This window comes from Amycolatopsis sp. NPDC051128 (assembly GCF_040682715.1).
Taxonomy (GTDB): domain Bacteria; phylum Actinomycetota; class Actinomycetes; order Mycobacteriales; family Pseudonocardiaceae; genus Amycolatopsis.
Genome location: NZ_JBFBBN010000002.1, coordinates 70,963 through 96,744, shown reverse-complemented (window position 1 = coordinate 96,744; position 25,782 = coordinate 70,963). Strand labels below are relative to the sequence as shown.

Sequence of the window (25,782 nt, the reverse complement as noted above, 5' to 3'; positions counted from 1 at the left end):
TCGATCCGGCCATCACCGGGGAGCCTCCGGAAGAACCGAGCGTCACCGCTCTCAGTAGAACCGGACGGGTGCGGCCCGTGACAGCCGTTCAACGAAGCGGCCTGCGCGAGCAGGCAAGCGGGGTGGTACCGCGGTACGCCGCCAAGGCGTCTCGTCCCCGTGTGGGTGACCGGTGCGGGAGCCGGTCGTCCGTACGCGAGCGACGAACCGAGGAGCACCCGGATGTACCCCAAGGCCCAATTGGACGACGGCGCAGGAGTCCCCTCGCAGCCGTCCTTCCCCGCGCTGGAGAAGCGCGTCCTCGCCTACTGGGAGACGGACCGGACGTTCCAGGCGACCATCGACGCCCGGCCCGCCGGCGAGCACGGCGACAACGAATACGTCTTCTACGACGGCCCGCCGTTCGCGAACGGCCTGCCGCACTACGGCCACCTGCTCACCGGGTACGTCAAGGACCTGGTGCCGCGGTACCAGACGATGAAGGGCCGCCGCGTCGACCGCCGCTTCGGCTGGGACACCCACGGCCTGCCCGCCGAGCTCGAGGCGATGCGCCAGCTCGGGATCACGGAAAAGGCCGAGATCGAAGAGATGGGCATCGCGAAGTTCAACGAGGCTTCGCGCGAATCCGTGCTGCGCTACACGAACGAGTGGCGCGAGTACGTCACCCGCCAGGCCCGCTGGGTCGACTTCGACAACGACTACAAGACACTCGACGTCACCTACATGGAGTCGGTGCTCTGGGCGTTCAAACGCCTGTGGGACAAGGGACTCGTCTACGAGGGCTACCGCGTCCTGCCGTACTGCTGGCGTGACGAGACGCCGCTGTCCAACCACGAGCTGCGGATGGACGACGACGTCTACCAGAACCGGCAGGACCCGGCCGTCACGGTCGGCTTCCGGTTGGAGGGCAACGGTTCCGAGCTCGACGGCACCTACCTGCTGATCTGGACGACGACGCCGTGGACGCTGCCGTCCAACCTCGCCACCGCCGTGCACCCCGAGGTGCGGTACGTCGTCGTGGAGAGCGAAAACTTCGCAGGCAAGCGGTTCCTGCTCGCCGAAGCCCGGGTCGCCGCGTACGCGCGTGAACTCGGCGAGGAGCCGGCAGTCGTCGCGCACTACACCGGCGCGGAACTGCTCGGAACCCGTTACGCACCCCCGTTCCCGTACTTCGCGGACACCGAGGGCGCGCACCGGGTCCTGGCCGCCGACTACGTCACCACCGAAGACGGCACCGGCGTCGTGCACATCGCGCCCGCCTACGGTGAAGAGGACAAGGTGGTCACCGACGCCGCCGGGATCACCCCGGTGACGCCGGTCGACGCGCAGGGCAGGTTCGACGCGACCGTGCCGGACTACGCCGGGCAGCAGGTGTTCGACGCCAACCCGAACATCATCCGGGACCTGAAGAACGGCACGGGATCCGCGGCGCGGCAGGGCGCTTTGCTGCTGCGGCACGAGACCTACGACCACCCGTACCCGCACTGCTGGCGCTGCCGCAACCCGCTGATCTACCGCGCGGTGTCGTCGTGGTTCGTCGCCGTGACGCAGTTCAAGGACCGGATGGTCGAGCTGAACCAGCAGATCACCTGGTACCCGGAGAACGTCAAGGACGGCCAGTTCGGCAAGTGGCTGGAGAACGCGCGCGACTGGTCGGTCTCGCGCAACCGCTACTGGGGCACGCCGATCCCGGTGTGGCAGTCGGACGACCCGGCCTACCCGCGCACCGACGTCTACGGCTCGCTCGACGAGCTGGAGGCCGACTTCGGCGTGCGGCTGGACAACCTGCACCGGCCCTACATCGACGAGCTGACCCGGCCGAACCCGGACGACCCGACCGGCAAGTCGACGATGCGCCGCGTCGAGGACGTCCTGGACGTCTGGTTCGACTCCGGCTCGATGCCCTACGCCCAGGTGCACTACCCGTTCGAGAACGCCGACTGGTTCGAGCACCACTACCCGAGCGACTTCATCGTCGAGTACATCGGGCAGACCCGCGGCTGGTTCTACCTGCTGCACGTGCTCGCGACGGCGCTGTTCGACCGGCCGGCGTTCCGCGCCTGCGTGTCGCACGGCATCGTGCTGGGCTCGGACGGGCAGAAGATGTCCAAGTCGCTGCGCAACTACCCGGACGTCAACGAGGTGTTCGAGCGCGACGGCTCCGACGCCATGCGCTGGTACCTGATGGCGAGCCCGATCCTGCGCGGCGGCAACCTGGTCGTCACCGACAAGGGCATCCGCGACGCCGTCCGCCAGGCCGTGCTGCCGCTGTGGAACTCGTACTACTTCCTCGCGCTGTACGCGAATGCCGAAGGCGTGGAAGGCAAGTGGCGCACGGATTCGCCGAACGTGCTCGACCGGTACGTCCTGGCGAAGACGCACGAACTGGTCACCGACGTCGAGTACGCGATGGACAGCTACGACGTCGCCGGCGCGTGCCAGACCGTGCGGGACTTCCTCGAGGTGCTCACGAACTGGTACGTCCGCCGCTCGCGGGACCGCTTCTGGGCGGGTGATCAGGACGCGATCGACACGCTGCACACCGTGCTGGAGGTGACGTCGCGGGTCGCGGCGCCGCTGCTGCCGCTCACCACCGAGGTGGTCTGGCGCGGTCTCACCGGCGGCCGTTCGGTGCACCTGACCGACTGGCCGAACGCGCTCGACCTGCCCGCGGACGCGGCGCTGGTCACCGCGATGGACCGGGTGCGGCAGGTGGCGTCGTCGGCGCTGTCGCTGCGGAAGGCCAACAAGCTGCGCGTGCGGCTGCCCCTGCCTTCGCTGGTCGTGGCGGCCGGCGACGCCGAGTCGCTGGCGGCCTTCGCCGACATCCTGCGCGACGAGGTGAACGTCAAGGAGGTCGAGCTGACCACCGACGTCGCCGCGCACGGCGGGTTCGAGGTCGCGGTGAACGCCCGCGCCGCCGGCCCGCGGCTCGGCAAGGACGTCCAGACCGTGATCAAGGCGGTCAAGGCGGGCGACTGGACGTTCGTCGGCGGCAAGGTCGAGGCGGCCGGGATCACCCTCGAAGAGGGCGAGTTCGAACGGCGGCTGGTGGCCAGGGGCGGCGGCGCGGCGGCGGAGCTGCCCGGCGGGTCCGGGCTCGTCCTGATCGACACCGAGGTGACGCCGGAACTGGCGGCCGAGGGCCTGGTCCGCGACCTGGTCCGGGTCGTGCAGCAGGCGCGCCGTGACGCCGGGCTCGACGTCGCCGACCGGATCGCGTTGACGGTGGACGCTCCTTCCGAGGTGGTCGAGGCGGCGAAGCGGCACGAGGAGTTCCTGGCCTCGGAGACGCTGGCGACGTCGGTGACCTACGGCTCGGTCGCCGAGGGGTTCGCCGGCGCGGTCGGCGACGGCACGAAGGTGACCGTCGCGGTCGCCAAGGCCTGAACTGTCGTGGGTGGCCGGTAAGGTGAGAACCCGGCTGGCCACCCACGATCGGTGGGCGGCACCTTGGGGGAGGGGTACGCGGAGATGAGTCCTGCCAAGAGACGGGGCGTCCTGATCGGCGGCGCGCTGCTGGTCGTCGCGGTCGTGGTGGCGGCGTTCTTCCTGCTGAACAGCGGAAGTTCGACGCCCGAAGCGGCCGCGGGAGCGACAGCGGTGGAGAGTCCCGGCGCGCCCGATCCGAACTCGGCGATCACGGAGTACCTGCGGGACCTTTCCGCGAACAACCCCGACGCGGCGAGCCGGCTGACCGACGACGACGCGGCGGCCGCGGTCGCCCTGCGGGACGCGCGGAACACGCTGAACCCGTCCGCCGTCACCGCCAAGCTGACGGCTCTGCGGCCGGCCCCGGCCGGAGCCAAGCAGGCGGACGGGACGTTCAGCCTGTCGTGGGCGCTCAAGCCGGGCCAGGTCTGGACGTACGACGTGCCGTTCCAGCTCGCGCAGGCGGGCGGCAAGTGGCTCGTGCACTGGGCGCCGTCGCTGCTGCACCCGAAGCTCGAGGCGGGCCAGCGGCTGGTGATCAGCACGGCCGTGCAGGACAGCGTCGCGGTCGCCGACCGCGACGGTAAGCCCCTGCTCGTCAGCGGGGCCGGCGGCCTGCGCCCGGCCGACGGGGACCCGGCGCCGCTGCTGCGGTCCGCGCTCACCGGGCAGGTGACCGCCGCGAAGGGCAGCGGGTTCGCCGTCGAACGCGTCGACACCAGCGGCAAGAACCTCGAGACGTTGTTCGGCAAGGCGTCGGCCGAAGGCGCGAAGCCGCTGACGTCCAGCCTGAGCCTGGCCGCGCAGAACGCCGCCCAGGCCGCGGTGAACGGCTACCAGGGGTCGGCGATGCTCGTCGCTCTCGACACCGGCGCGGGCGACATCCTCGCCGTCGCGCAGAACGCCGCCGCCGGGAACACCCCGAAGGCGCTGAACGGCCTGTACGAGCCGGGCTCGTCGTTCAAGATCGCGACGTCGGTCGCGGCGGTCCAGCAGAGCGGGCTCACCGCGGGCTCGCCGGTCGACTGCCCCGGCGTCGCGACGATCGGCACGCGCACGGTCAAGAACGAGGGCTTCGAGCTGGGCGCGACGAACCTGCAGACGGCGTTCGCGCGGTCCTGCAACACGACGTTCGGGCAGCTCGCGCTCGGTCTGCCCGCCAACGGGCTGCAGAAGGCCGCCGACGAGCTGGGTCTCAACGCCGACTACGAGATCCCCGGCATCAACACCGAGCTGGGCAAGGTCGAACCCGCGGCGAGCAAGGACGAGCAGGTCGAGGACGGGTTCGGGCAGGGGAAGATCCAGGCCAGCGCCCTCGGCGGCGCGCTGATGGCCGCGACGGTCGCGTCCGGCAAGGCGATCACCCCGCGCCTGTGGCACGACCTGGACACGCAGGTGGTCAAGGGCTATTCGCCGCCGCCCGCGTCGGTGCTCGCCGAGGTGCGGAAGATGATGCGCGCGGTGGTGACCAGCGGCACCGGGAAGGCCGCGGCGGGCGCCGGAGCCGTCTTCGGCAAGACCGGCACCGCCCAGTTCGGCGACGGATCGGACGCCACCGGCTGGTTCGTCGGCTACCGCGGGAACGTCGCGTTCGCGGTGGTCCTCGAGGACTCGAACGACTCGGGCCCGGCGGTCCAGCTGGCCGCCCGGTTCCTCAAGGCCCTCTGACCCGCCCCCGCGAACCGACCCTCCGGGTACCCGCTTCGGCCGCCGCCGAAGTGCGGGCGTCGTACCGTGGTCGCATGGAGACGATCGCGCTGGCCGAGGTGGCCGCGGTACTCGCCGACCCGAGCCGCGCCACCATGTGCCTGGTCCTGCTGGACGGGCGGGCCTGGACCGTCGGTGAGCTGGCGAAGGCGGCCGGGATCGCGCTGTCGACGGCCAGCGAGCACGTCACCAGGCTGGCCGACGCCGGCTTCGTCGCCCGGGTCAAGCAGGGCCGCGCCAGCTACGTCCGGATCGCCGACCCGCGCGTCGCCGAGCTGATCGAGCACCTGGCCCAGCACGCCGAGCACCGGCCGGTGACCGGGCTGAAGTCGTCGCTGCGGGCGAAGCGGCTCGGGTTCGCGCGGACCTGCTACGACCACCTCGCCGGCGTGCTCGGCGTCGCCGTCCGCGACGGGATGCTGGCCACCGGCCTGGTCGACGCGGCAGACGGGCTGGCGCTGACCGGCCGCGGCCGCGAGGTGCTGGCCGGCCTGGGCGTGCCGGCAGCGCCGGGGGCCGCCGGGCGGCGGCCGCTGCTGCGCGACTGTCTGGATTGGACGGAGCGCCGGGACCACCTCGCCGGGGCCCTGCCCGCGGCGCTGCTCGACCGGGCGGTCGACGCCGGCTGGGTCGCCCACGACGGGCACCGCGCGGTCAAGGTGCTTCCGGCGGCGGCCAAGCCGTTCGCGGCGCTGGGCGTCGATCTCGACGCGCTGGGGGCACCCACCAGGCCTTAACACACTGGGTCACCGGCTCGGGGCAGCGGTACACGAACGAGTTAACCCGGCCGCTTCACTATCCTGAGGGCCCACGGCACCCGGGAGGAGGCGGCATGGACCAGCTTCCCGTGCTGCTCGGCGTCGGTGGTGTCGTGCTGCTGGCCTCCGTGCTCGCCGTGCGCGTGTCGATCCGGCTCGGCCTGCCCTCGCTGCTGCTCTACCTCGCGATCGGCGTGCTGCTGGGGGAGGCCGGCTTCGGCATCCGGTTCGACAATCCCGGGCTGACCCAGTCGCTGGGCCTCGCCGCGCTCGTCATGATCCTCGCCGAAGGCGGGCTGACGACGCGGTGGTCGGCGGTGAAACCTTCGCTGGGCCAGGGGATCGCACTGTCCACAGTGGCCGTCGCGGTGAGCATCGCGGTCACCGGCGCGGCTCTGCACTGGCTGCTGGGCCTCGACTGGCGGCTCGCGCTGCTCTGGGGCGCGGTGCTCGCCTCGACCGACGCGGCCGCGGTGTTCTCGGTGCTGCGCACGGCGGGGATCGGCAAGCGGCTCGTCGGCTCGCTGGAACTGGAGTCCGGCATCAACGACGCGCCGGCCTACATCGCCGTCGTGGTGCTGGCCGAGGGCACCACTGTGGACTGGACCCTGCCGCTGCTGGTGGTCTACGAACTCGCGGCGGGCCTGGCGATCGGGCTCGCCTTCGGCTGGCTCGGCGGGATCGCGCTGCGCCGCGCCGCGCTGCCGGCGACCGGGCTCTACCCGCTCGCCACGGTCGCGGTGTGCGTCGTGGCCTACTCCTCCGGGCAGCTGCTGCACGCGTCCGGGCTGCTCGCGACCTACGTCGCCGCGCTGGTGCTCGGCAATTCGCGGCTGCCGCACCGCTCGGACACCCTGTCGTTCGCCGAAGGGCTGGGCTGGCTCGCGCAGATCGGGCTGTTCGTGCTGCTCGGGCTGTTCGCCTCGCCGGGCCGACTGCTCGACGCGGTGCTGCCGGGCCTGGTCGCCGCCGCGGTCGTGCTGCTGCTGGCCCGGCCGATCTCGGTGGTGCTGTCGCTGGCGCCCTTCCGGCTGCCGTGGCGGGAACAGGCGTTCCTGTCGTGGGCCGGGCTGCGCGGCGCGGTGCCGATCGTGCTCGCGATGATCCCGCTTTCGGAAGGGCTGCCTGGCGCGCAGCGGCTGGTCGACGCGGTGTTCGTGCTGGTCATCGTGCTGACGTTGCTGCAGGGCGCGACGCTGGGGCCGCTCGGGCGCCGGCTCGGGCTGGCCAAGAAGTCCGAGGCGCACGAGATCGAGGTCGACTCCGCGCCGCTGGACGAACTGGGCGCCGAGCTGCTGCAGGTCCGGATCCACCCCGGGTCGAAGCTGCACGGCGTGTACCTGTCCGAGCTGCGGCTGCCGGTCGGGGCGACGATCAGCCTGGTCGTGCGCGACGGCGCGGGCTTCACGCCGCAGAAGACCAGCCGGCTGCAGGAGCACGACCAGCTACTGGTCGTCACGACGAGCAGCGTCCGCGACGATGTCGAACGCCGGCTCCGCGCCGTCGACCGGGCCGGGCGGCTGGCCCGCTGGAAGGGCGAGTCCGGCCGTTAGCCCGTTCGTGGTCGTGGCCGGGCCGTGACCGATCGGACGACTCGCCCTCGGCCGCGTACCTGGATGGACGGCACGAACGTTCCCTGTCCGGTGCTTGAGCCGGGTATCGCGCCAAGCCGGAACCGTGCCGCCTGTGAGCGGCGTCTCAGAATGTGGGGCGGGTTTGCCGTCGGGCGGCTTCTCGGTTACCTTCTGTGCCAGGTCATGAGTGCCAGCGCGAAGCCCCGGCTTGCTGGCCGGCAACCCTCCTACCGCGGTGGGGTGCCCCGGGTGAAGACCGGGCCGGTCGCGCAGTGCGACAGGCAAGCGCGGGCCCCTCGCCGGGGGTCCCCCGGACTGCCGAGGAGGCATCGATGACTCTCGCCATCGACCGCACCAGCACCACGACCCCCGCCGGAACCGGCCGCGTCAATCGCGCTGAAGTCGTTGCCGCGCAAGGCATCCCAGCCGTGGCCGGCGCGTCGCTGCGTGTTCCGCTCGTCACCGGCGGGGACGTCGGCTACGCCAACCTCGACCACGCCGCGAGCGCGCCCTGTCTCGACGCCGTGCGGAGCGCCGTCGACGAGTTCCTGCCCTGGTACGCCAGCGTCCACCGCGGCGCCGGCTTCGCGTCGCAGGTCTCCACCCGGCTCTACGAGCGCACTCGCGACGTCCTGCGCGAGTTCGTCGACGCGCGCCGGACCGACACCGTCGTGTTCACCCGCAACACCACCGACTCCTTCAACCTGCTCGCCCGCAGCCTGCCGCGGCACACCACGGTGGTCGTGTTCGACACCGAGCACCACGCCGCGCTGCTGCCGTGGCAGGGCCCGAACGTCCGGCGGCTGCCGACCCCGCGCACCCGCCTCGCCGCGGTGTCCGCTGTGGACGAAGCACTCGCGGATTCCCCGCAGGGACCGCGTCTGGTCGTCGTCACCGGAGCGTCCAATGTGACCGGTGAGCTGCTTCCGGTGGCGGAGATCGCGGCGGTGGCCCGGAAGCACGGCGCCCGCGTCGCGCTCGACGGCGCCCAGCTCGCGCCGCACCGCCGGATCTCCTTGCGGGAGCTGGACGTCGACTACGTGGCGTTGTCCGGCCACAAGCTGTACGCGCCCTTCGGCGCGGGCGCGCTGATCGGCCGCGCCGACTGGCTGCGCGCCGCGCGGCCGTACCTCGCCGGCGGCGGCGCGACCAAGCTCGTCACCGAGGACGCGGTGGTGTGGAACACCGGGCCCGAGCGCCACGAAGCCGGCTCGCCCAACACAGTCGGCGTCTACGCGCTCGGTGTCGCCTGCGAAACGCTGAGCCGGAACTGGGACGCCGTCGTGGCGCACGAGCAGGTCCTGCTCACCCGGCTGCGCAAGGGACTCGAGGGCATCCCGGGCTGCGCCGAGCTGCGGCTGTTCGACGCGCCGGTCGACCGCGTCGGCACGGTCAGCTTCGTCGTCGACGGCTTCGACCCGGGCTGGCTCGCCGCGGTCCTGTCGGCCGAGTACGGCATCGGCGTGCGCGACGGCGCCTTCTGCGCCCACGTCGCGGCCAAGCGGCTCATCGGCGTCGCCGGCGGCGACGGGCGGCAGGCCGTCCGGGTCAGCCTCGGCCTGGGCAGCACCGAAGAGCACGTCGACCGCGTGGTGCTGGCGCTGCGCCAGATCGTCGCGCGCGGGGCCCGCTGGGAGTACGCGAAGGTGGACGGCCGCTGGGCGCCGGTGGGTGACCCGCGCGAGCTGCCGCCGTTCTGCTGAGCGCTAGCCTGGGCCGATGGGGAGAGGGCCGCGTTTCTGGTTTCCGCTGGCACTGCTGGGGTTCGCCGAGATCGGCCTGGCCGCGGCGCGGTTGCTGTCGCGCCGGAGCCGGGGCGAAGCCGAGTCCGCGAATCTCCTCCTCGGACCGGCGGTCCCGGCCGGCGCGACGGAGTACAGCCAGCTGCGGTGGCTGCCCCTCAACGACTTCTACGAGTCCGGGCGGGGCTTGCCTGAAGGGCCCGCCTGGCTGGTCACACTCGGCGTGGTGCTCGCCGGCACGGCCGTCTGGTACGCGGTCGCCCGGCGGCCGGTCCGGACCGGGCGGTTCGTCCTCGGCACGATCGCCGCGCTGCTCGCCGTCCCGCTGCTCGACCTGGTCGGGTCGTGGCAGTTCCGGCTCGGTGACGGGCTGCGTGGCCCGCTCCTGGCCACGCTCGGCCTGCTGCTGCTCGCCGCGTACGAGCGCAGCCGGTTCGTCCTGCTCACCGCGGCCGCGTTCGCCGTGATCGCCGTCGTGCTCTCGGCGGACATGGTGGGCATGCTGGTCTCGGCGGCGGTCCTGCTCGCCGCCGCCTTCACCGCCCTGCTGCGGCGGAACCCGCCCGCCGAACCGATAGCCTGAGGCGATGGGGAGAAAGCGGTGCTGGTTCCCGTTGGCCGCGCTGGGGTTCGCGCAGCTCGTGATGGTGGCCGCCGAGCTGGTCCCGGCCGGCGCCGAAGCCGGCGGCCCGCAGGGGTACCAGCTGTCCCAGAGCCTGTACGGCCTCGGCACCGGCGGGGTCGGCGGGACCACCGGCGCCGAGCAGGTTTCGGTCACCGCCGTCGCGGTGGACGTGGCGCCGTCGCCGACGCTCGGCTGGCTCACCGGTCTCGTCTGCGTGGTGCTCGCCGTGGCCGGCTGGTACTGGCTGGACCTGCGCCGGGCGGGCACCCCGCCGCCCACCGGCCGGTTCGTGCTCGGCACCCTCGGTGCGCTGGCCGCCGTCCCGCTGCTCGACCTGGTCGGCGCCCTCCAGTTCCGGCTGGACGGCGACCAGCGTGGCCCGCTGCTGGCGACGCTGGGCCTCCTGCTGCTGGCCGGGTACGAGCGCAGCCGGCTCGTGCTGGTCGTCGCCGGGGTGTTCGCGCTGGTCGCGACGGTGTTCCTGCCCCCGATGGCCGGTGCGCTCGCCGCGGCGGGCGTGCTGTTCACGGCCGCGTTCGCCGTGCTCCTGCGCCCTCGGCCGGACGGGCCCGACACGGCTTGACCGGTGCCGTGGACAATGGACCGGTGAGCACCGAGCCCAGCCCCTCCGAGCCCGAAACCGCCGTCCCCGCCGACGCGGTGCCCGACCCCGCAGCGGACGCGCCGGAGAACCCGGAGGTCCCGGCGAAGCCGCTGCTGCCGAAGCGGCGGGTCGGCTGGGTGTTCGCCGTCGCGGTCGTGTTCTGGGCGATCGACCTGGTGACGAAGAACCTGGTCACCGCCAACCTGGAGGGCAAGGAGCCGGTCCGGGTCCTCGGCGGGCTGATCTACCTGCAGGTGATCCGCAACCCGGGCGCCGCGTTCTCGATGGCCACCGGCATGACGTGGGTGCTCGCGCTGGTCGCGCTGGCCGTCGTCGTCGCGATCGTCTGGCTGTCCCGGCGGCTGCGCTCGATCGGCTGGGCGATCGGCCTCGGCCTGGTGCTCGCCGGCGCCACCGGCAACCTGACCGACCGCATCTTCCGCGCGCCCGGCGCGCTGCAGGGCCACGTCGTCGACTTCATCTCGGCGTTCGCCCCGAACGGCAAGGGCTTCGCGATCTTCAACATCGCCGACTCGGCGATCTGCGTCGGCGGCGCGCTCATCGTCCTGCTGTCGCTGCTCGGCAAGGACTACGACGGCACGTCGACCAAGGACAAGAAGAAGCAGGAGGAGCAGGCGTGACGTCGCGGATGCTCCCGGTGCCCGACGGGCTGGACGGGATGCGGGTCGACGCCGGCCTCGCCAAGCTGCTCGGGCTGTCCCGCACGGTCGTCGCCGAACTCGCCGAGTCCGGTGACGTGCTGCTCGACGGCCACCCGGCGGGCAAGTCCGACCGGCTCGCCGCGGGCGGGCTCCTGGAGGTCACGCTGCCGGAGCCGGCGAACCCGGTGGAGATCATCGCCGAGCCGGTCGAGGGCATGCAGATCCTCCACGACGACGACGACATCATCGTGATTTCGAAGCCCGTCGGCGTCGCGGTGCACCCGAGCCCCGGCTGGACCGGCCCGACGGTGGTCGGCGGCCTGGCGGCGGCCGGTCTGCGCATTTCGACGTCGGGCGCGGCCGAGCGGCAGGGCGTGGTGCACCGGCTCGACGCGGGCACCACCGGCGTGATGGTCGTGGCCAAGAGCGAGCACGCGTACACGGTGCTGAAGCGCGCGTTCAAGGAACGCACGGTCGACAAGGGCTACCACGCGATCGTCCAGGGCCACCCGGACCCGACGCGCGGCACGATCGACGCCCCGATCGACCGCCACCCGCGCCACGACTACAAGTTCGCGGTGGTCCAGGGCGGCCGCCCGAGCGTGACGCATTACGAGGTGGTCGAGGCGTTCCGCGCGGCGTCGCTGGCCCACATCAAGCTCGAAACCGGGCGGACGCACCAGATCCGCGTCCACTTCTCGGCGCTGCGGCACCCGTGCGTCGGCGACCTGACGTACGGCGCGGACCCGGTGCTGGCCCGGAAGCTCGGGCTGAACCGGCAGTGGCTGCACGCGAAGACGCTGGGGTTCGCGCACCCGGCGGACGGCCGGTGGGTCGAGTTCGAGTCGGAGTACCCGGACGACCTGGCGAAGGCGCTGGAAATCCTGCGCGACGAGAGCTACTGACGCCGCGGCGGGTCAGTCCTCGATCGACCAGGTGAGCGTGCGCTCGTCCGGCTCCGGACGGGGGCTCCAGCGCACCGAGACCACCCGGGTCGAGTCCGGGAGGACGTACACCGTGTGGCCGCCCAGGGTCTCGCCCGGCTTGACGCCGATCCGGTGCGGCGGCCGCGACGTCAGCGACACCGGGGCCTTGCCGATCGTCTTGCCGTCGGCGGTGAGCAGCTCGAGGTAGTTGTCCGGGAGCGACGCGAACGGGATCGACCCGCGGTTGGTGATCTCGGTGTGCACGACGACCGCGCGTTCGCCGTCTTCGAGCCGGTAGCCCGCCGCGCCGAACAGGTAGTCCGCCGGGTCCTGGACCTCCAGCAGCTGCACCGACAGCTGCTCACCCTCCAGGCCCTGGGTCTCCATGACCTCGCCGAGCCTGCCCCGCTTGCCGCCGGGGGCCGCGCCGGGCCGGGCCGGCTCGTCGCCGCGGGCCCACGACGCCGTCTGCGGCGGGCCCCACGTGCTCACCGCCGGGTCGAGCGGCACCGGCGGCGGCGCGAACTGCTGGGGCGGACGCGGCCGGGGCGGCGGCCCCGGGTACCGCCCGGACGGGGTGCCCTGGACGTGGTACGGCCCGGACGGGGTGCCTTGGACGTGGTACGGGCCAGACGGCGCGCCCTGGACGTTGTAGGGACCCGAGGGCGCGCCCTGGACGTTGTAGGGACCCGAAGGCGCGCCCTGGACCGGCGGAGGCACCGGTGGCCCGGGCTGCTGCTGCGGCACCGGCTGCGACGGCGGGGCCTGCGGTGCGGCGGGTGGCCGGTTCGCCCACGACGGCGGCGCGCCGGCGATGGCCGCGCGCAGGCCGTTCGGATCGCTCTCGACGCCCACGAGCAGCGGCAGCCCGCTGCCGGAGAGGGCGACCAGCCGGTAGGCGACCTCGCGGGGATCCATGCCGACCTTCGCCGCCAGCTCGTGCACCGCGGCCTTGCCGAGGTCGGCGAGCGCGGCGAGCAGGCGGGTATCCACGGGATCGGTCACGGCCACCCGGAGAACGCTACCGCTTCGCCGATCCGCCGTGCCCGAGGCCGTCCGCCCCCCGGCGAACGACCCGCCGTTCCTGTCGGTGATCTCCGTTAGGGTCGGCCGGGAGCACACCATCGAAGCTGGGGGTCCTGCCCATGACCGCGGTCACCGAACTCGCCGACGAGTTCGTCGAAGCGTTGTTCGCCGCCGACCCGCTGACGCCGGCACTGCTCGGCATCCGCGCCGCGGAGCCCGGTTTGCCGGACTTGTCCGCCGAGGCCGAGCAGGCGTCACGGGCCCGGTTCGCGGCGATCCTCGAGCGGGCCCGCGCGCTCGGCACCGGCGAGCTCTCGGCCGAGGACCGGGTCACCCGCGAGGTCCTGATCACCTCCGCCGAAGACCGCCTCACGGCGATCGACTCCCGGCTCGCCGAGTTCACCGTCACCGACATCTTCGCCGGGCCCGCGGCGATGCTGCTCCTCGCGCTGCCGATGACGACGGTGACGGCGGGCGAGGTCGCGGAGGCCCAGCTCGGGCGGCTGGCCGCGATCCCGGCGTTCCTGCGCCAGGCCGCGCGGCGGCACGCGGAGGGCATCGCCGGCGGCCTGGTCCCGGTGGCCCACCTGGTCGACGCCGCGGTCGCGCACCTCGATCGCTACCTGGCCGACCCGGCGGCCGACCCGCTGCTCCGCCAGCCCGCGCCGGACGAGGAGTTCGGGCGGCGGCGCGACGAGCTGCTCGCCGGCGTCGTCCGCCCCGCCTTCGCCGAGTACCGCGATTTCCTCGTCACCGAGGTGAAGCCGCACGGGCGGCCCGCCGACCGGCCCGGCCTGTCGTGGCTGCCCGGCGGCGAAGAGACGTACGCGCGGCTCGCGCGGATGCACACGACCACCGACCGCACCCCGGCCGACCTGCACCGGACCGGCCTCGAGCTGATCGGCTCGCTCGCCGCCGAGTACCGCGAGCTGGGGCTCAAGGTGTTCGGCACGGACGACCTCGCGGCGATCTTCGAGCGGCTGCGCACCGACCCGGCCCTGCGCTGGACCAGCGGCGAGGAGCTGCTGGACACCGCCCGCACGGCCGTCGCCCGCGCCACCGCGGAGGCGCCGAAGTGGTTCGGCCGCCTGCCGGCCCAGCCGTGCCTGGTCCAGGCGGTGCCGGAGGAGGCGGCGCCCGGCGCGCCGCCGGCGTACTACCTGCGGCCGGCCGCCGACGGCTCCCGGCCCGGCATCTACTTCGCGAACACCCACGAGGCCACCGAGCGGCCGCGGTTCACCAGCGAAGCCGTCGCGTACCACGAAGCCGTGCCGGGGCACCACTTCCAGCTCAGCCTCGTGACCGGCCTGACCGAGCTGCCGCTGCTGCGCCGCATCGGCGGTTTCACCGCCTACACCGAGGGCTGGGGGCTCTACAGCGAGCGCCTCGCCGACGAGATGGGGCTGTACTCCGACGATGTCGCGCGGCTGGGCATGCTGACCGCCGACTCGATGCGGGCGGGCCGGCTGGTCGTCGACACCGGGCTGCACGCGCTGGGCTGGAGCCGGCAGCAGGCCGTTGACTACCTGGTCGAGCACACGCCGATGGCGCGTGTCGAGATCGAGGCCGAGGTCGACCGCTACATCGCGTGGCCGGGCCAGGCGCTGGCGTACATGGTGGGGCGCCTGGAGATCCAGCGGATCCGCGCCGGCGCCGAGCGGCGGCTCGGCTCCCGGTTCGACGTCCGCGCGTTCCACGATGTCGTGCTCGCCGGGGGCGCGTTGCCGCTGTCGGTGCTCGCCGCCGTCGTCGACGACTGGGTGGCCGGGCACGGCGACACCGTCGACGGCCTGGCCACCGGGCTCGTCGAGCTGTCGTTCGAGCAGGAGCCGCTGCACCCGTCGATCCTCGGCCTCCCCGGCGACCACGACCGGCTCGCCGACCAGACGCGGGCGGCGCAGGAGCGCTTCCGCGCCGCGTACACGGAAATCGCCGCCCGCGCCCGGGCGCTGCCGGTGAGCGGACTGACGCCGGAGGAGGCCGTGACGCGCGAGGTCGTCATCGCCTCCGCCGAGGTCGAGGCCGACCGGCTCGGCGCGCGGACGGCCGACATCGCCGTCAGCGACGGGCTGACCGCCCCGGCGCTCGGGCTGCTTCTGTACCTGCCGTACTACCAGCTCGACGACGAGAAGAAGGCGCGCGGCTACCTGGCCCGGCTCGCCGGGATCGAGACGTTCCTCGAAACGCTGACCGAGCGGCAACGCGAGAGCCTGGCCGAAGGGCTCGTGCCGCCGGCGTACCTCGCCCGGGTCGGTGCCGAGTACGTCGACCGCTACCTCGCCGCGCCGGACAGCGACCCGCTGAAGGTGGGCACAAGCGCGGCCGTCGAGAACTTCGAGGCCGAACGCGACCGCCTGCTCGCCGAAGTCGTGCGGCCCGCGTACGCGCGGTACCGCGACTTCCTGCGCACCGAGGTCGAACCAGCCGGGCGGCCCGACACCGCACCCGGGATCAGCCACGTGCCCGGCGGCGCCGACCGGTACACCGCGCTGATCCGCGCGGAGACGACGACCGAGCGCACGGCTCAGGAGCTGCACGAAACCGGGCTGGCGCTGATCGAACAGCTCGGGGAGGAGTACCGCGAGCTGGGCGCGAAGGTGTTCGGCACCACCGAACTCCCGGAGATCTTCGAGCACCTGCGCACCGACCCGGCGCTGCGCTGGCGGGACGGCGACGAGCTGCTGACCGCCGCCCGGGACGCCATCGCCCGTGCCGAAGCCGTGGCGCCGCAGTGGTTCTCGCGCATCCCGGCGGAGAAGTGCGAGGTCGCGCCGGTGCCGGAGGCCGACGCGGCGAGCGGCACGATCGCGTATTACCTCCAGCCGTCCCTCGACGGTTCGCGGCCGGGCACCTACTACGCCAACACCCACGAGGCCGAGAAGCGCCCGCGGTTCACCAGCGAGGCGATCGCGTTCCACGAAGCCGTGCCGGGGCATCACTTCCAGCTCAGTCTGGCGCAGGAGCTGCGGGATTTGCCGTTGCTGCGGCGGATCGGCATGTTCAACGCCTACGCCGAGGGCTGGGGCTTGTACGCCGAGCGGCTGGCCGACGAGATGGGCCTGTACTCCGGCGACGTGGCGCGGCTGGGCATGCTGACCCAGGACTCGATGCGGGCGGGCCGGCTGGTCGTGGACACCGGGTTGCACGCGCTGGGCTGGAGCCGGCGCCGGGCGATCGACTTCCTGGTCGAGCACACGCCGATGGCGCGGCTGGAGATCGAGGCCGAGATCGACCGGTACGTCGCCTGGCCGGGGCAGGCGCTCGGCTACATGGTCGGGCGCCTGGAGATCGAGCGGCTGCGGGCCGAGGCCGAGCGGGAGCTGGGCGAGCGGTTCGACATCCGGGGCTTCCACGAGGTCGTGCTGGGCCACGGCATGCTGCCGCTGTCCGCGCTGGCCAAGGTCGTCACGGACTGGGTCGCGGCCCAGCTCGACACACCCGGCCGGCCGGCCGACGAGCTGGTCGCGCTCGACTTCGAGCGGCACCACGCCACCCCGGACTCGCTCGCCGACGAGTGCCTGGAGCTGATGTTCGAGGCCCAGCCGCTGTACCCGTCGCTCTACGGCCTGCCGGGCACGCACGACAAGCTCGCCGACCAGACCGCCGAAGCCGCCGCCCGGTTCCGCGCCGGGCTCGCCGGCCTCATCGAGCGGGCGGAGGCGATCGACGCGGCGGCACTGGCGCAGGCCGAGCGCGTCACCCGCGACGTCGTGATCTGGCAGGCGCGCACCCTGATCGACGTGCTCGACTCCGGCCGGGCCGACATCGCGGTGAGCGACGGGCTGGCCGCGCCGGCCCTCGAACTGCTGATGGCACTGCCGCAGACGGTGCTCGACGACGAGGCCAAGGCCCGCGGCTACCTGAGCAGGCTCGCCGCGGTCGGCACGTACCTGGACCAGTTGATCGAACGGCAGCGGGCGGCGCTCGCCGAGGGCTTGACGCCGCCGGAGTTCCTGGCGCGCATCGGCGTCGGCTACGTCGAGCGGTACCTCGCCGCCCCGGAGGACGACCCGCTGAAGGTGCCGGTCCACGGGCTCGAGGCCGAGCGCGACCGGTTGCTGGCCGAGGTGGTGCGGCCCGCGTACGGGCGGTACCGGGACTTCCTGGCCGACGAGGTGGTCCCGGTCGCGCGGCCGGAGACCTCACCCGGCATCGGTGACCTGCCGGGCGGGCCGGAGCGGTACGCGGCGCTGATCCGGGCCGAGACGACGACCGAGCGCACGGCGCAGGACCTGCACGACACCGGGCTGGCGATCATCGACCGGCTGGCGGCGGAGTACCGCGAGCTGGGCGCGAAGGTGTTCGGCACGACCGACCTCGCCGAGATCTTCGAGCGGATCCGCACGGACCCGGCGTTGCGCTGGCGGGACGGTGACGAGCTGCTGGATACGGCCCGGGCCACGATCGCGCGGGCGGAAGCCGTGGCGCCCCAATGGTTTTCGCGCGTTCCGGAGCAGCGGTGCGAGGTGGCTCCGGCGCCCGCCGCGGAGGCCGAAAGCGGGTCGATCGCCTACTACATCGAGCCGTCGCTCGACGGTTCGCGGCCGGGCACGTACTACGCCAACACGCGGGACGCGGACCAGCGGCAGCGGACGCTGAGCGAGGCGATCGCGTTCCACGAAGCCGTGCCGGGGCATCACTTCCAGCTCAGCCTGGCGCAGGAGCTGCGGGAGCTGCCGTTGCTGCGGCGGATCGGCATGTTCAACGCCTACGCCGAGGGCTGGGGCCTGTACGCCGAGCGGCTGGCCGACGAGATGGGCCTGTACTCCGGCGACGTCGCCCGGCTCGGCCTGCTGACCCAGGATTCGATGAGGGCCGCGCGGCTGGTGGTGGACACCGGCCTGCACGCGCTGGGCTGGAGCCGGCAGCAGGCCGTCGATTACCTGGTCGAGCACACGCCGATGGCGCAACTCGAGATCGAGGCGGAGATCGACCGCTACGCCGGGCATCCCGGGCAGGCGCTGAGCTACATGGTGGGCCGGCTGGAGATCGAGCGGCTGCGGGCGGAGGCCGAGCGGGCGCTGGGCGAGCGGTTCGACATCCGCGAGTTCCACGACGTCGTGCTCGGGAGCGGAACGCTGCCCCTGCCGGTGCTGGCGAACGTCGTGGCCGATTGGGTGGCGGCGCGGGCCGTCCGGGACGAGGAGTGAACGTGACCTGGTTCGACGTCGCCGACGACACGCCGTTCGGCCTGGACAACCTGCCCTACGGCGCGTTTTCGGTGGCCGGGGCGCCCGAACGCCGGATCGGGGTGCGGGTGGGCGAGCACGTGCTCGACCTGACCGCCGCGGCCGCCGAGACGGCGTCGGCGTTCGCCCCGCTGCTCACCGCGGGCGTGCTCAACCCGCTGCTGGCGGCGGGGCCGGCCACCTGGCGGGAGGTCCGCGAGAGCGTCCGGGAATGGCTGACCGAACCCCGGTACGCCGACCGGTTGCGGCCCCACCTGGTGGCGATGGCCGAGGTGACGACGCACCTGGCGTTCGAGGTCGCCGACTACGTCGACTTCTACTCCAGCGAGCACCACGCCCTCAACGCCGGCAAGATCTTCCGGCCCGACGCCGCCGAGCTGCCGCCGAACTGGAAGCACCTGCCGATCGGCTACCACGGCCGGGCGGGCACGGTCGTCGCGTCCGGCACGCCGGTCGTGCGCCCGCACGGGCAGCGCAAGCCGCGCAACGCCGACGCTCCTTCGTTCGGTCTTTCGCAGCGGCTGGACATCGAGGCGGAGGTGGGGTTCGTCGTCGGCGTTCCGTCCACTGTGGGCACCCGAGTGTCCACCGCGGACTTCGCGGACCACGTCTTCGGGGTGTGCCTGGTCAACGACTGGTCGGCGCGCGACATCCAGGCCTGGGAGTACCAGCCGCTCGGCCCCTTCCTCGGCAAGTCGTTCGCGACGTCGGTGTCGCCGTGGATCGTCCCGCTCGCCGCGCTGGAGCACGCGCGCGTCGACGGCCCGCCGCAGGACCCGGAGCCGTTCGAGTACCTGCGCACCGCGGAGAAGTGGGGGCTCGACCTGGCACTGGAGATCCGGCTGAACGGTCACCTGGTGTCGAGCCCGCCGTTCGCCTCGCAGTACTGGACGGCTCCGCAGCAGCTGGCGCACCTGACGGTCAACGGCGCGAGCCTGCGGACGGGCGACCTGTTCGCGTCGGGCACGGTGACCGGCCCGGAGCGTGCCCAGCGTGGCTCGTTCCTGGAGCTGTCGTGGGGTGGCCGGGAGCCGTTCGAGCTGCCGGGCGGGGTGACCCGGACGTTCCTGGAGGACGGCGACGAGGTGACGATCAGCGCGACGGCCCCGGGCCCGGGTGTGACGCGGATCGGCTTCGGGGAGGTGCGGGGCACGGTGGTTCCCGGCTAGGCTAAGCGCACGCTTAGTCCGGGAGGATGTCATGAAGATCGGGACCTCGATCAGCTACGCCGGCGGGTTCGCCGAAAGCGTCGCCGATATCGTCGAACTGGAAAAGGCCGGCCTCGATGTCGTCTTCGTGCCGGAGGCGTACTCGTTCGACGCGGTCAGCCAGCTCGGGTACCTCGCGGCCAAGACCGAGCGCGTCCAGCTGGCGTCCGGCATCTTCCAGATCTACACCCGCACGCCGACGCTGACCGCGATGACCGCGGCCGGGCTCGACTTCGTCTCCGACGGCCGGTTCATCCTCGGCCTCGGCGCGTCGGGCCCGCAGGTCATCGAGGGGTTCCACGGCGTGAAGTACGACGCCCCGCTGGGCCGCACCCGCGAGATCGTCGAGATCTGCCGCCAGGTGTGGCGCCGCGAACGCGTCGTGCACGAGGGCAAGCACTACACGATCCCGCTGCCGCCGGAGCAGGGCACCGGGCTCGGCAAGCCGCTCAAGCTGATCAACCACCCGGTGCGGGAGCGGATCCCGGTGCTGCTGGCCTCGCTCGGCCCGAAGAACGTCGCGCTCACCGCCGAGATCGCGGAGGGCTGGCAGCCGATCTTCTTCCACCCGGAGAAGGCGGCCGACGTCTGGGGCGCCTCCCTGGCCGAGGGCAAGGCCAAGCGCGACCCACGGCTGGGCGAGCTGGACACGTTCGTCACGGTGGCGCTGGCGATCGGCGACGACGTCGAGCCGCTGCTCGACCACGTGCGGCCGTTCCTGGCCCTGTACATCGGCGGGATGGGCGCGCGCGGCAAGAACTTCTACAACGCGCTGGCGTGCCGCTACGGCTACGAGGCCGAAGCGAAGCTGATCCAGGACCTCTACCTGGACGGCAAGAAGGAAGAGGCCGCGGCGGCGGTGCCGCTCGAGCTGCTGCGCGCGATCTCCCTGGTCGGCCCGGCCGGCTACGTGAAGGAGCGGCTGGCGGCCTTCGCCGCGGCAGGAGCGACGACGGTGGTGGTGAACCCCCTGCAGCCGGGCCGCGAGGCGCGGGTGGCGGCGGTGTCACAGCTGCGCGAGCTGATCGGCTGAGGCGCCGGGCCCGCGGCGGCGAGCGTCAGGCCGGGACCGCGTAGACGGCGATCCGCTCGCCGCTGAGCCCGGCGTTGTCGTGGGTTCCGTCGCTGGTGATCAGGCGCAGCTCCGGGCCCCGGCCCTCGGGGGCCACCAGCGTGCTGTCCGGCTCGTCCGCCGGGAACAGCGCCGTCCTCCGGACGGTGAAGCGGGCTTCGTGGCTGGTGACGTCGCGGACGGTGATCGTGGCGCCCGGCTTCAGCTTGCCCAGGCCGGCGAACGCGCCGGTGGTGTAGCCGAAGCCGGCGTGGGCGGACAGCACCGCGACGCCGGGGGCGCCGGGGACCGGGCCGTCGGCGAACCAGCCGATGCCGAGGGCCGTGCCGGGCTGCTCGCGGCGGCCGGCGATCCGGCCGAGGGCGACCACGTGGTCGAGCGTCAGGCCGAGGTCGGGGATCTTGAGCGCCGCCGGTGGGGCGCCCGCCCCGCTCGCGACGAGCCTGTCCGCCACCGCGCCGGGCGCGACCGTCGCGGCCGGGTTGAGCACCGCGGTGACGCCGAGCAGCACGCAGCCGAGCCCGGCCACGACCGCGAGCACGACGACGGCCGGGCGCACGAGCTCGGCTCGCCGCTCGGGTGGTTCGCTCACTTTGCCCTGCTCCACACCGGTTCCGATGCCTGGTAGGTCGAAGCTCCGCCGGCAGGCGTTACCGAATCGTGTCCAGCGTACCGACGTTCACTCGATCGGGTTATCGCACTGTGACCTTCGCGTCATAACCGCGCCCAATGGCGTGAATACCCGACACGGGAGCGTGAGATCGGACATCATTGCTGGTTTCGGCCTGTAGGACTGGGGATATTCACCGGGCGGAAGTGAGGTGCGCCGAGCTGTGCGAAAAATCGAAGAGCCCACGGTGGGCGTGCTGGACGTCGGTTCGTTCAGTGCCCGGCTGGTGGTGGTGCCGGTGGCCGGCTCACCCCAGGAGCCGGTGCTGAACCACCAGACGCGGCTGCGTCTCGACCGCGAGCTCGACGGCCGCGGCCGGCTCACCGATCGCGGCATCGCCGCCGTCACGTCGGCCGTCGCCGCGGGCATGTCCACCGCGTACCGCCACGGCATCAGCGGCATCTATCCGCTGGCGACGTCGTCGATCCGCGACGCGGCCAACGCGGCCGACGTCGTCCGGCACGTCGCCGGCGAGACCGGTGTCGAGCTGCGGTTCCTGTCCGGCCGCCACGAAGCCGAACTGGCCTACGTGGCCGCCCGGCGCTGGTACGGCGCGGCCGCCGGGCCGCTGCTGGTGCTCGACATCGGCGGCGGGACGGTCGAACTGGCCGCCGGCCACGGCGAGAAGGCCGCGTTCGCGCGCTCGCTGCCGCTGGGCGCCCGGTCGATGACGCGTGACTGGCTGCCGTCCGAGCGCGTGTCGAACCGGCAGGTCAAGGCGTTGCGCACGCACGCGCTCGACGTGGTGACCACGACGCTGGGGGCCGCGGACGTCGACGACCCGCGGGTCGTCGGCTGCTCGAAGGTGCTGCGGCAGCTCGCGCGGCTGGCCGGCGCCCGCCCGGGGAAGTGCCACGAACTGCGGCTCGGCGACCTGCGGGCCTGGATCCCCCGGCTCGCCGCGCTGCCGCCGTCGAGGCGGGCGGAGCTGCCGGGTATCTCCCGCAGCCGCGCCCACCAGGCGCTCGCGGGCGCGATCGTGGCGGAGGCGCTGCTGACGGTCGCGGGCGGCAAGGTGACGATCTGCCCCTGGTCCACCCGCGACGGCCTGCTCCTCACCCTGCAGGACAAGGCGGTCGCGGCGGCCCGGCGGCGGTCGAAGGCCGCCTGACCCCTGGCCCGGACCGGGAAAACGGGGTATTCCGGAAGACATGACCCAGCAGCAGCGCAGCCACGCCCACGACGACGAAGACGAGCTCCCAAAGCTGCCGAAGCCCGGCCAGCTGACGCACGACGTGCCCACCGCGCCGGACCCGGACGTGAACCCGGGCGGGACCGAAGAAGTGCCGGCCCCACCCGGGCGGGAGGCGCACGGCGACGCCGTCAGCGACCTTCCGCGGTGACCGGGTTGGTCGGTTCCGCGTACTGGCGCACCTTCTCGGAGTCGCGCCGCATCGGGGCGCGGCCGGCCGGCTGCTTCGGCGGCTCGCCCGCGTCGATCTTCGGGATCGCGAGCTGGCGGGGTATGGCGGTGACCGTGACGCGGTCGCCGTGGTGCAGCACTTCGATGGGGTCGCCGGCGAGCACGTGGTAGGTCGCCTGGTCGGGGTCGATCTCGACCTGGAACCGGGTGCCGCGGAACATCAGGCGGAAGGTGATCCGGGCCAGCTGCGGCGGTAGCCGGGGAGCGAACGACAGCGTCCCGCCGTGGTCGCGCAGGCCGCCGAACCCGGCCACCGCGCCCTGCCACGCCCCGGCCAGCGACGCCATGTGCAGGCCGTTGCGGACGTTGTTGTGCACGTCGTGCAGGTCGGTCAGCGCGGCTTCGGCGAGGTAGTCGTAGGCCAGGTCGAGGTGGCCGACCTCGGCCGCGATGACGGCCTGCGTCCCCGCCGACAGCGAGGAGTCGCGCACGGTCCTCGCCTCGTAGTACGCGAAGTCGCGGGCCTTCTCGTCGTGGCTGAACGAGTCGCCGCACATGTGCAGCGCCAGCACCAGGTCCGCCTGCTTCACGACCTGCTTGCGGTACAGGTCGAAGTACGGGTAGTGCAGCAGGAGCGGGTAGTGGGCGAGGTCGGTGCCGGCGTAGTCCCACTCGTCGTGGTCGAGGAACCCTTCCGACTGGGGGTGGACGCCGAGTTCTTCGTCGTAGGGCACGAACATCGCCGCGGCGGCCGCGCGCCACGTGTCCAGTTCGACGGTGTCGACGCCGAACCGCGCCGCCACGTCCGGGTGCCGCTCGCACGAGTCCGCCGCGGCCAGGAGGTTCCGCCGCGCCATCAGGTTCGTGTAGACGTTGTTGTCCGCCACCGCCGAGTACTCGTCCGGCCCGGTGACGCCGTCGATGCGGAACGCGCCGTGCCGGTCGTGGTGGCCCAGTGACGCCCACAGCCGCGCGGTTTCCAGCAGCAGTTCGACGCCGTAGGCGCGCTCGAACTTCTCGTCGCCGGTCGCGTCGAGGTAGCGCTGCACGGCGTCGGCGATGTCCGCGCTGACGTGGAACGCCGCCGTGCCGGCCGGCCAGTACGCCGAGCACTCGGCGCCGTTGATGGACCGCCAGGGGAACGCCGCGCCGCGCAGGCCCAGCTGGTGCGCGCGCTCCCGCGCTTTGTCCATTGTGGAGTGACGCCAGCGCAGGGCGTCGCGGGCCGCGTCCGGGATGGTGTAGGTGAGCACCGGCAGGACGAACGATTCGGTGTCCCAGAAGGCGTGCCCGTCGTAGCCGGGACCGGTCAGGCCCTTGCCCGGGATCGCGCGGCTCTCGCCGCGGGCCCCGGCCTGCAGGAGGTGGAAGAGGGCGAAGCGGACGGCCTGCTGCAGTTCGGGATCGCCGTCGATCTCGATGTCGGACGTGGCCCAGTAGTCGTCGAGGAACCGGCGCTGCTCGGAGAGCAGGCCCTTCCAGCCGGTCTGGCGGGCCCCCGCCAGCGCGGCCTCCACCTGCGACCGCAGCGCGGGCACCGAGCGTTGCGCCGACCAGCCGTAGGCGAGGAACTTGGTGATGCGCAGCCGGCCGCCCTTCGGGACGTCGATCGCGACGGTGAGCCGCGCGAGGTCCTCCTCGGCGTGGATGCGGGCGCGGATGCCGTCGTCCACCTCGATCTTGTGGTCCATGGCCGCGGCCATCCGCAGCCCGGACCGGCGGGTCTGGTGCACCAGCACGGCGTTGTACTCGGACGCGCGGTGGAACTGGCTCACCAGCGGGGACTCCAGCGCGGCGGCCACCCGCGGGTCGCTGGTGTCGGATTCGATCGGCTCGTTGGCCAGCAGGTCGGACTGGACGACCAGCTGCAGGTCCTCGTCGAGCGGCTCGACCTCGTACCGGATCGCGGCGACCGCGCGCTGGGTGAACGAGACCAGGCGTTCGGTGTGCACGCGGACCCGCCGCCCGGTCGGCGACGACCATTCCGTGGTCCGGCTGAGGGTGCCCGTGCGGAAGTCGAGCACCCGGTCGTGCGCGGTGGCGGCGCCGTAGCGCATGTCCAGCGGCTCGTCTTCGACGAGCAGCCGGATGATCTTGCCGTCGGTCACGTTGACGACGGTCTGGCCCTCTTCGGGGTAACCGTAGCCCGCTTCGGCGTAGGGGAGTTCGTGCTGCTCGTAGAAACCGTTGAGGTAGGTGCCGGGCAGCCCTCGCGGCTCGGCCTCCTCGAGGGTGCCGCGCAGCCCGATGTGGCCGTTGGACAACGCGAACGCCGATTCGGTGCGCTGCAGGGCGTCGACGTCCATGCCGCGCCACCGCAGCTCCCACGGCGAGCACTCGTAGCCGTGTGATCGTCGGGTCATCGGTCCTCCAGGAGGTCGGCGAGGTCGTCGACGACGATGTCGGCCCCGTGGGCCCGCAGCTCTTCGGCCTGGTTCGCCCGGTTGACGCCGACGACGTAGCCGAAGCCGCCGGCCTTCCCGGCCTGGACGCCGGACTGGGCGTCCTCGAACACGGCCGCGTGCGCGGGTTCGACGCCGAGCGCCGCGGCCCCGGCCAGGAACGAGTCCGGCGCCGGCTTGCCCTTGAGGTGCTGCTCGCGGATGACGATCCCGTCGACGCGGGCTTCCACGTACTTGCTCAGGTCGCCCCCGTCGAGGACCTTGGCGCCGTTCGCCGACGACGTCACGACGCCGATGCGCAGGCCCGCGGCCTTGACCGCGTCGAGGTAGCGGACGGAACCGGGGTAGGGGTTCACGCCGCGCTCGTCGATGATCTTGAGCACCAGTTCGTTCTTCCGGTTGCCGACGCCGTTGACGGTCGGGGCGTCCACCGGGTCGTCCGGTTCGCCCTCGGGTAGCACGATCCCGCGCGACCGCAGGAATTCCCGCACGCCGTCGGCGCGGGGACGGCCGTCCACGAAGGCTGCGTAGTCGAGGTCGGTGAACTCGGCGAACCCGGCGCCGTCGCGGCCGCGAAGAAACTCGTCGAACGTCCGCTTCCAGGCTTCACGATGGAGAACCGCCGTCCCGGTCAGCACTCCGTCGAGATCGAACAGGCACGCGGTGATGGTCTCCGGCAATCCCGTCATGCCCGCACGTTACCGGTCTCCGGTCGCGGACGCGGGCTGGTCGAGGTGGGCGCGCCCGGATGGTTCCGCCCTCGCCGCCGGTGTCCTCGGTCACGCCCCGCTTGACCTGCCGGGCGCGCGGCGTGAAGCTGCC

At 72.8% G+C, this 25,782-nt stretch carries 18 protein-coding genes and 1 riboswitch; of the genes, 14 read left to right on the top strand and 4 right to left on the bottom strand.

Annotation, left to right across the window (positions count from 1 at the left end):
- Positions 1 to 222 precede the first annotated feature (222 nt).
- The 9 genes from ileS (at position 223) to AB0M82_RS02465 (ending at position 12,009) form a co-directional block, all read left to right on the top strand.
- Positions 223 to 3,390: an isoleucine--tRNA ligase gene (ileS, locus tag AB0M82_RS02505; RefSeq protein ID WP_364716892.1), complete on the top strand. Its 3,168-nt coding sequence runs from the start codon at positions 223 to 225 to the stop codon at positions 3,388 to 3,390.
- 84 nt (positions 3,391 to 3,474) lie between these two features.
- Complete coding sequence (locus AB0M82_RS02500) at positions 3,475 to 5,100, top strand: penicillin-binding transpeptidase domain-containing protein (protein ID WP_364716890.1); 1,626 nt, start codon at positions 3,475 to 3,477, stop codon at positions 5,098 to 5,100.
- Positions 5,101 to 5,174: 74 nt separating this feature from the next.
- The gene (locus AB0M82_RS02495) at positions 5,175 to 5,876 is read left to right on the top strand and encodes a metalloregulator ArsR/SmtB family transcription factor (protein ID WP_364716888.1); all 702 of its coding nucleotides are present in this window, start codon (positions 5,175 to 5,177) and stop codon (positions 5,874 to 5,876) included.
- Between the two features lie 95 nt (positions 5,877 to 5,971).
- Positions 5,972 to 7,450: a potassium/proton antiporter gene (locus tag AB0M82_RS02490; RefSeq protein ID WP_364716886.1), complete on the top strand. Its 1,479-nt coding sequence runs from the start codon at positions 5,972 to 5,974 to the stop codon at positions 7,448 to 7,450.
- A 200-nt stretch (positions 7,451 to 7,650) separates the two neighbouring features.
- A riboswitch (SAM riboswitch) is annotated at positions 7,651 to 7,765 on the top strand.
- A 38-nt stretch (positions 7,766 to 7,803) separates the two neighbouring features.
- Positions 7,804 to 9,174, top strand: a complete 1,371-nt coding sequence (locus AB0M82_RS02485; protein ID WP_364716883.1) for an aminotransferase class V-fold PLP-dependent enzyme — start codon at positions 7,804 to 7,806, stop codon at positions 9,172 to 9,174.
- 16 nt (positions 9,175 to 9,190) lie between these two features.
- A complete protein-coding gene (locus AB0M82_RS02480; protein WP_364716881.1) occupies positions 9,191 to 9,796 on the top strand; it encodes a hypothetical protein in 606 nt (201 codons plus the stop codon).
- Positions 9,797 to 9,800: 4 nt separating this feature from the next.
- Positions 9,801 to 10,421, top strand: a complete 621-nt coding sequence (locus tag AB0M82_RS02475; protein WP_364716879.1) for a hypothetical protein — start codon at positions 9,801 to 9,803, stop codon at positions 10,419 to 10,421.
- Between the two features lie 77 nt (positions 10,422 to 10,498).
- Positions 10,499 to 11,083 (top strand): signal peptidase II, encoded by a 585-nt coding sequence (gene lspA, locus AB0M82_RS02470; RefSeq protein ID WP_364717518.1) that lies wholly within the window; start codon positions 10,499 to 10,501, stop codon positions 11,081 to 11,083.
- Entirely contained in the window at positions 11,080 to 12,009 is a 930-nt protein-coding gene (locus AB0M82_RS02465; RefSeq protein WP_364716876.1) for an RluA family pseudouridine synthase, read from the top strand. The genes lspA and AB0M82_RS02465 overlap by 4 nt, the downstream gene beginning before the upstream one ends.
- A 12-nt stretch (positions 12,010 to 12,021) precedes the next feature.
- On the opposite strand, the gene AB0M82_RS02460 is transcribed toward AB0M82_RS02465, so the two are convergent.
- Positions 12,022 to 13,041 (bottom strand): AsnC family protein, encoded by a 1,020-nt coding sequence (locus AB0M82_RS02460; RefSeq protein WP_364716874.1) that lies wholly within the window; start codon positions 13,039 to 13,041, stop codon positions 12,022 to 12,024.
- Positions 13,042 to 13,175: 134 nt separating this feature from the next.
- Between AB0M82_RS02460 and AB0M82_RS02455 the strand changes: the two genes are divergently transcribed.
- The 3 genes from AB0M82_RS02455 to AB0M82_RS02445 are packed head-to-tail and all read left to right on the top strand — an operon-like array spanning position 13,176 to position 20,486.
- Positions 13,176 to 18,206: a DUF885 domain-containing protein gene (locus AB0M82_RS02455; protein ID WP_364716871.1), complete on the top strand. Its 5,031-nt coding sequence runs from the start codon at positions 13,176 to 13,178 to the stop codon at positions 18,204 to 18,206.
- A complete protein-coding gene (gene fahA, locus AB0M82_RS02450) occupies positions 18,203 to 19,414 on the top strand; it encodes a fumarylacetoacetase (RefSeq protein WP_364716868.1) in 1,212 nt (403 codons plus the stop codon). The genes AB0M82_RS02455 and fahA overlap by 4 nt, the downstream gene beginning before the upstream one ends.
- Before the next feature lie 31 nt (positions 19,415 to 19,445).
- Positions 19,446 to 20,486 carry an LLM class F420-dependent oxidoreductase gene (locus tag AB0M82_RS02445; protein WP_364716865.1) on the top strand — a complete coding sequence of 347 codons (1,041 nt, stop codon included), beginning with the start codon at positions 19,446 to 19,448 and terminating at the stop codon, positions 20,484 to 20,486.
- A 25-nt stretch (positions 20,487 to 20,511) separates the two neighbouring features.
- Here the strand turns inward: AB0M82_RS02445 and AB0M82_RS02440 are convergent, their stop codons facing one another.
- Positions 20,512 to 21,117: a class F sortase gene (locus AB0M82_RS02440; RefSeq protein ID WP_364716862.1), complete on the bottom strand. Its 606-nt coding sequence runs from the start codon at positions 21,115 to 21,117 to the stop codon at positions 20,512 to 20,514.
- A gap of 241 nt (positions 21,118 to 21,358) precedes the next feature.
- Here AB0M82_RS02440 and AB0M82_RS02435 point away from each other — a divergent pair, with 241 nt between their 5' ends.
- Together AB0M82_RS02435 and AB0M82_RS02430 are read left to right on the top strand one after the other, a co-directional pair.
- Entirely contained in the window at positions 21,359 to 22,306 is a 948-nt protein-coding gene (locus tag AB0M82_RS02435; protein WP_364716859.1) for an exopolyphosphatase, read from the top strand.
- A gap of 40 nt (positions 22,307 to 22,346) precedes the next feature.
- Positions 22,347 to 22,538 (top strand): hypothetical protein, encoded by a 192-nt coding sequence (locus tag AB0M82_RS02430; protein ID WP_364716857.1) that lies wholly within the window; start codon positions 22,347 to 22,349, stop codon positions 22,536 to 22,538.
- Here the strand turns inward: AB0M82_RS02430 and AB0M82_RS02425 are convergent.
- Entirely contained in the window at positions 22,519 to 24,921 is a 2,403-nt protein-coding gene (locus AB0M82_RS02425) for a glycosyl hydrolase family 65 protein (protein WP_364716855.1), read from the bottom strand. The two genes, AB0M82_RS02430 and AB0M82_RS02425, sit on opposite strands and share 20 nt — an antisense overlap.
- Complete coding sequence (locus AB0M82_RS02420) at positions 24,918 to 25,649, bottom strand: beta-phosphoglucomutase family hydrolase (protein ID WP_364716853.1); 732 nt, start codon at positions 25,647 to 25,649, stop codon at positions 24,918 to 24,920. The genes AB0M82_RS02425 and AB0M82_RS02420 overlap by 4 nt, the downstream gene beginning before the upstream one ends.
- Positions 25,650 to 25,782 lie beyond the last annotated feature (133 nt).

What these genes read in the sequence shown, in the direction of transcription:
- ileS (WP_364716892.1), top strand. Translation starts at nt 223, where the DNA reads ATGTACCCCAAGGCCCAATTGGACGACGGCGCAGGAGTCCCCTCGCAG.
- AB0M82_RS02500 (WP_364716890.1), top strand. Translation starts at nt 3,475, where the DNA reads ATGAGTCCTGCCAAGAGACGGGGCGTCCTGATCGGCGGCGCGCTGCTG.
- AB0M82_RS02495 (WP_364716888.1), top strand. Translation starts at nt 5,175, where the DNA reads ATGGAGACGATCGCGCTGGCCGAGGTGGCCGCGGTACTCGCCGACCCG.
- AB0M82_RS02490 (WP_364716886.1), top strand. Translation starts at nt 5,972, where the DNA reads ATGGACCAGCTTCCCGTGCTGCTCGGCGTCGGTGGTGTCGTGCTGCTG.
- AB0M82_RS02485 (WP_364716883.1), top strand. Translation starts at nt 7,804, where the DNA reads ATGACTCTCGCCATCGACCGCACCAGCACCACGACCCCCGCCGGAACC.
- AB0M82_RS02480 (WP_364716881.1), top strand. Translation starts at nt 9,191, where the DNA reads ATGGGGAGAGGGCCGCGTTTCTGGTTTCCGCTGGCACTGCTGGGGTTC.
- AB0M82_RS02475 (WP_364716879.1), top strand. Translation starts at nt 9,801, where the DNA reads ATGGGGAGAAAGCGGTGCTGGTTCCCGTTGGCCGCGCTGGGGTTCGCG.
- AB0M82_RS02455 (WP_364716871.1), top strand. Translation starts at nt 13,176, where the DNA reads ATGACCGCGGTCACCGAACTCGCCGACGAGTTCGTCGAAGCGTTGTTC.
- AB0M82_RS02445 (WP_364716865.1), top strand. Translation starts at nt 19,446, where the DNA reads ATGAAGATCGGGACCTCGATCAGCTACGCCGGCGGGTTCGCCGAAAGC.
- AB0M82_RS02430 (WP_364716857.1), top strand. Translation starts at nt 22,347, where the DNA reads ATGACCCAGCAGCAGCGCAGCCACGCCCACGACGACGAAGACGAGCTC.
- AB0M82_RS02425 (WP_364716855.1), bottom strand. Translation starts at nt 24,921, where the DNA reads ATGACCCGACGATCACACGGCTACGAGTGCTCGCCGTGGGAGCTGCGG.
- AB0M82_RS02420 (WP_364716853.1), bottom strand. Translation starts at nt 25,649, where the DNA reads ATGACGGGATTGCCGGAGACCATCACCGCGTGCCTGTTCGATCTCGAC.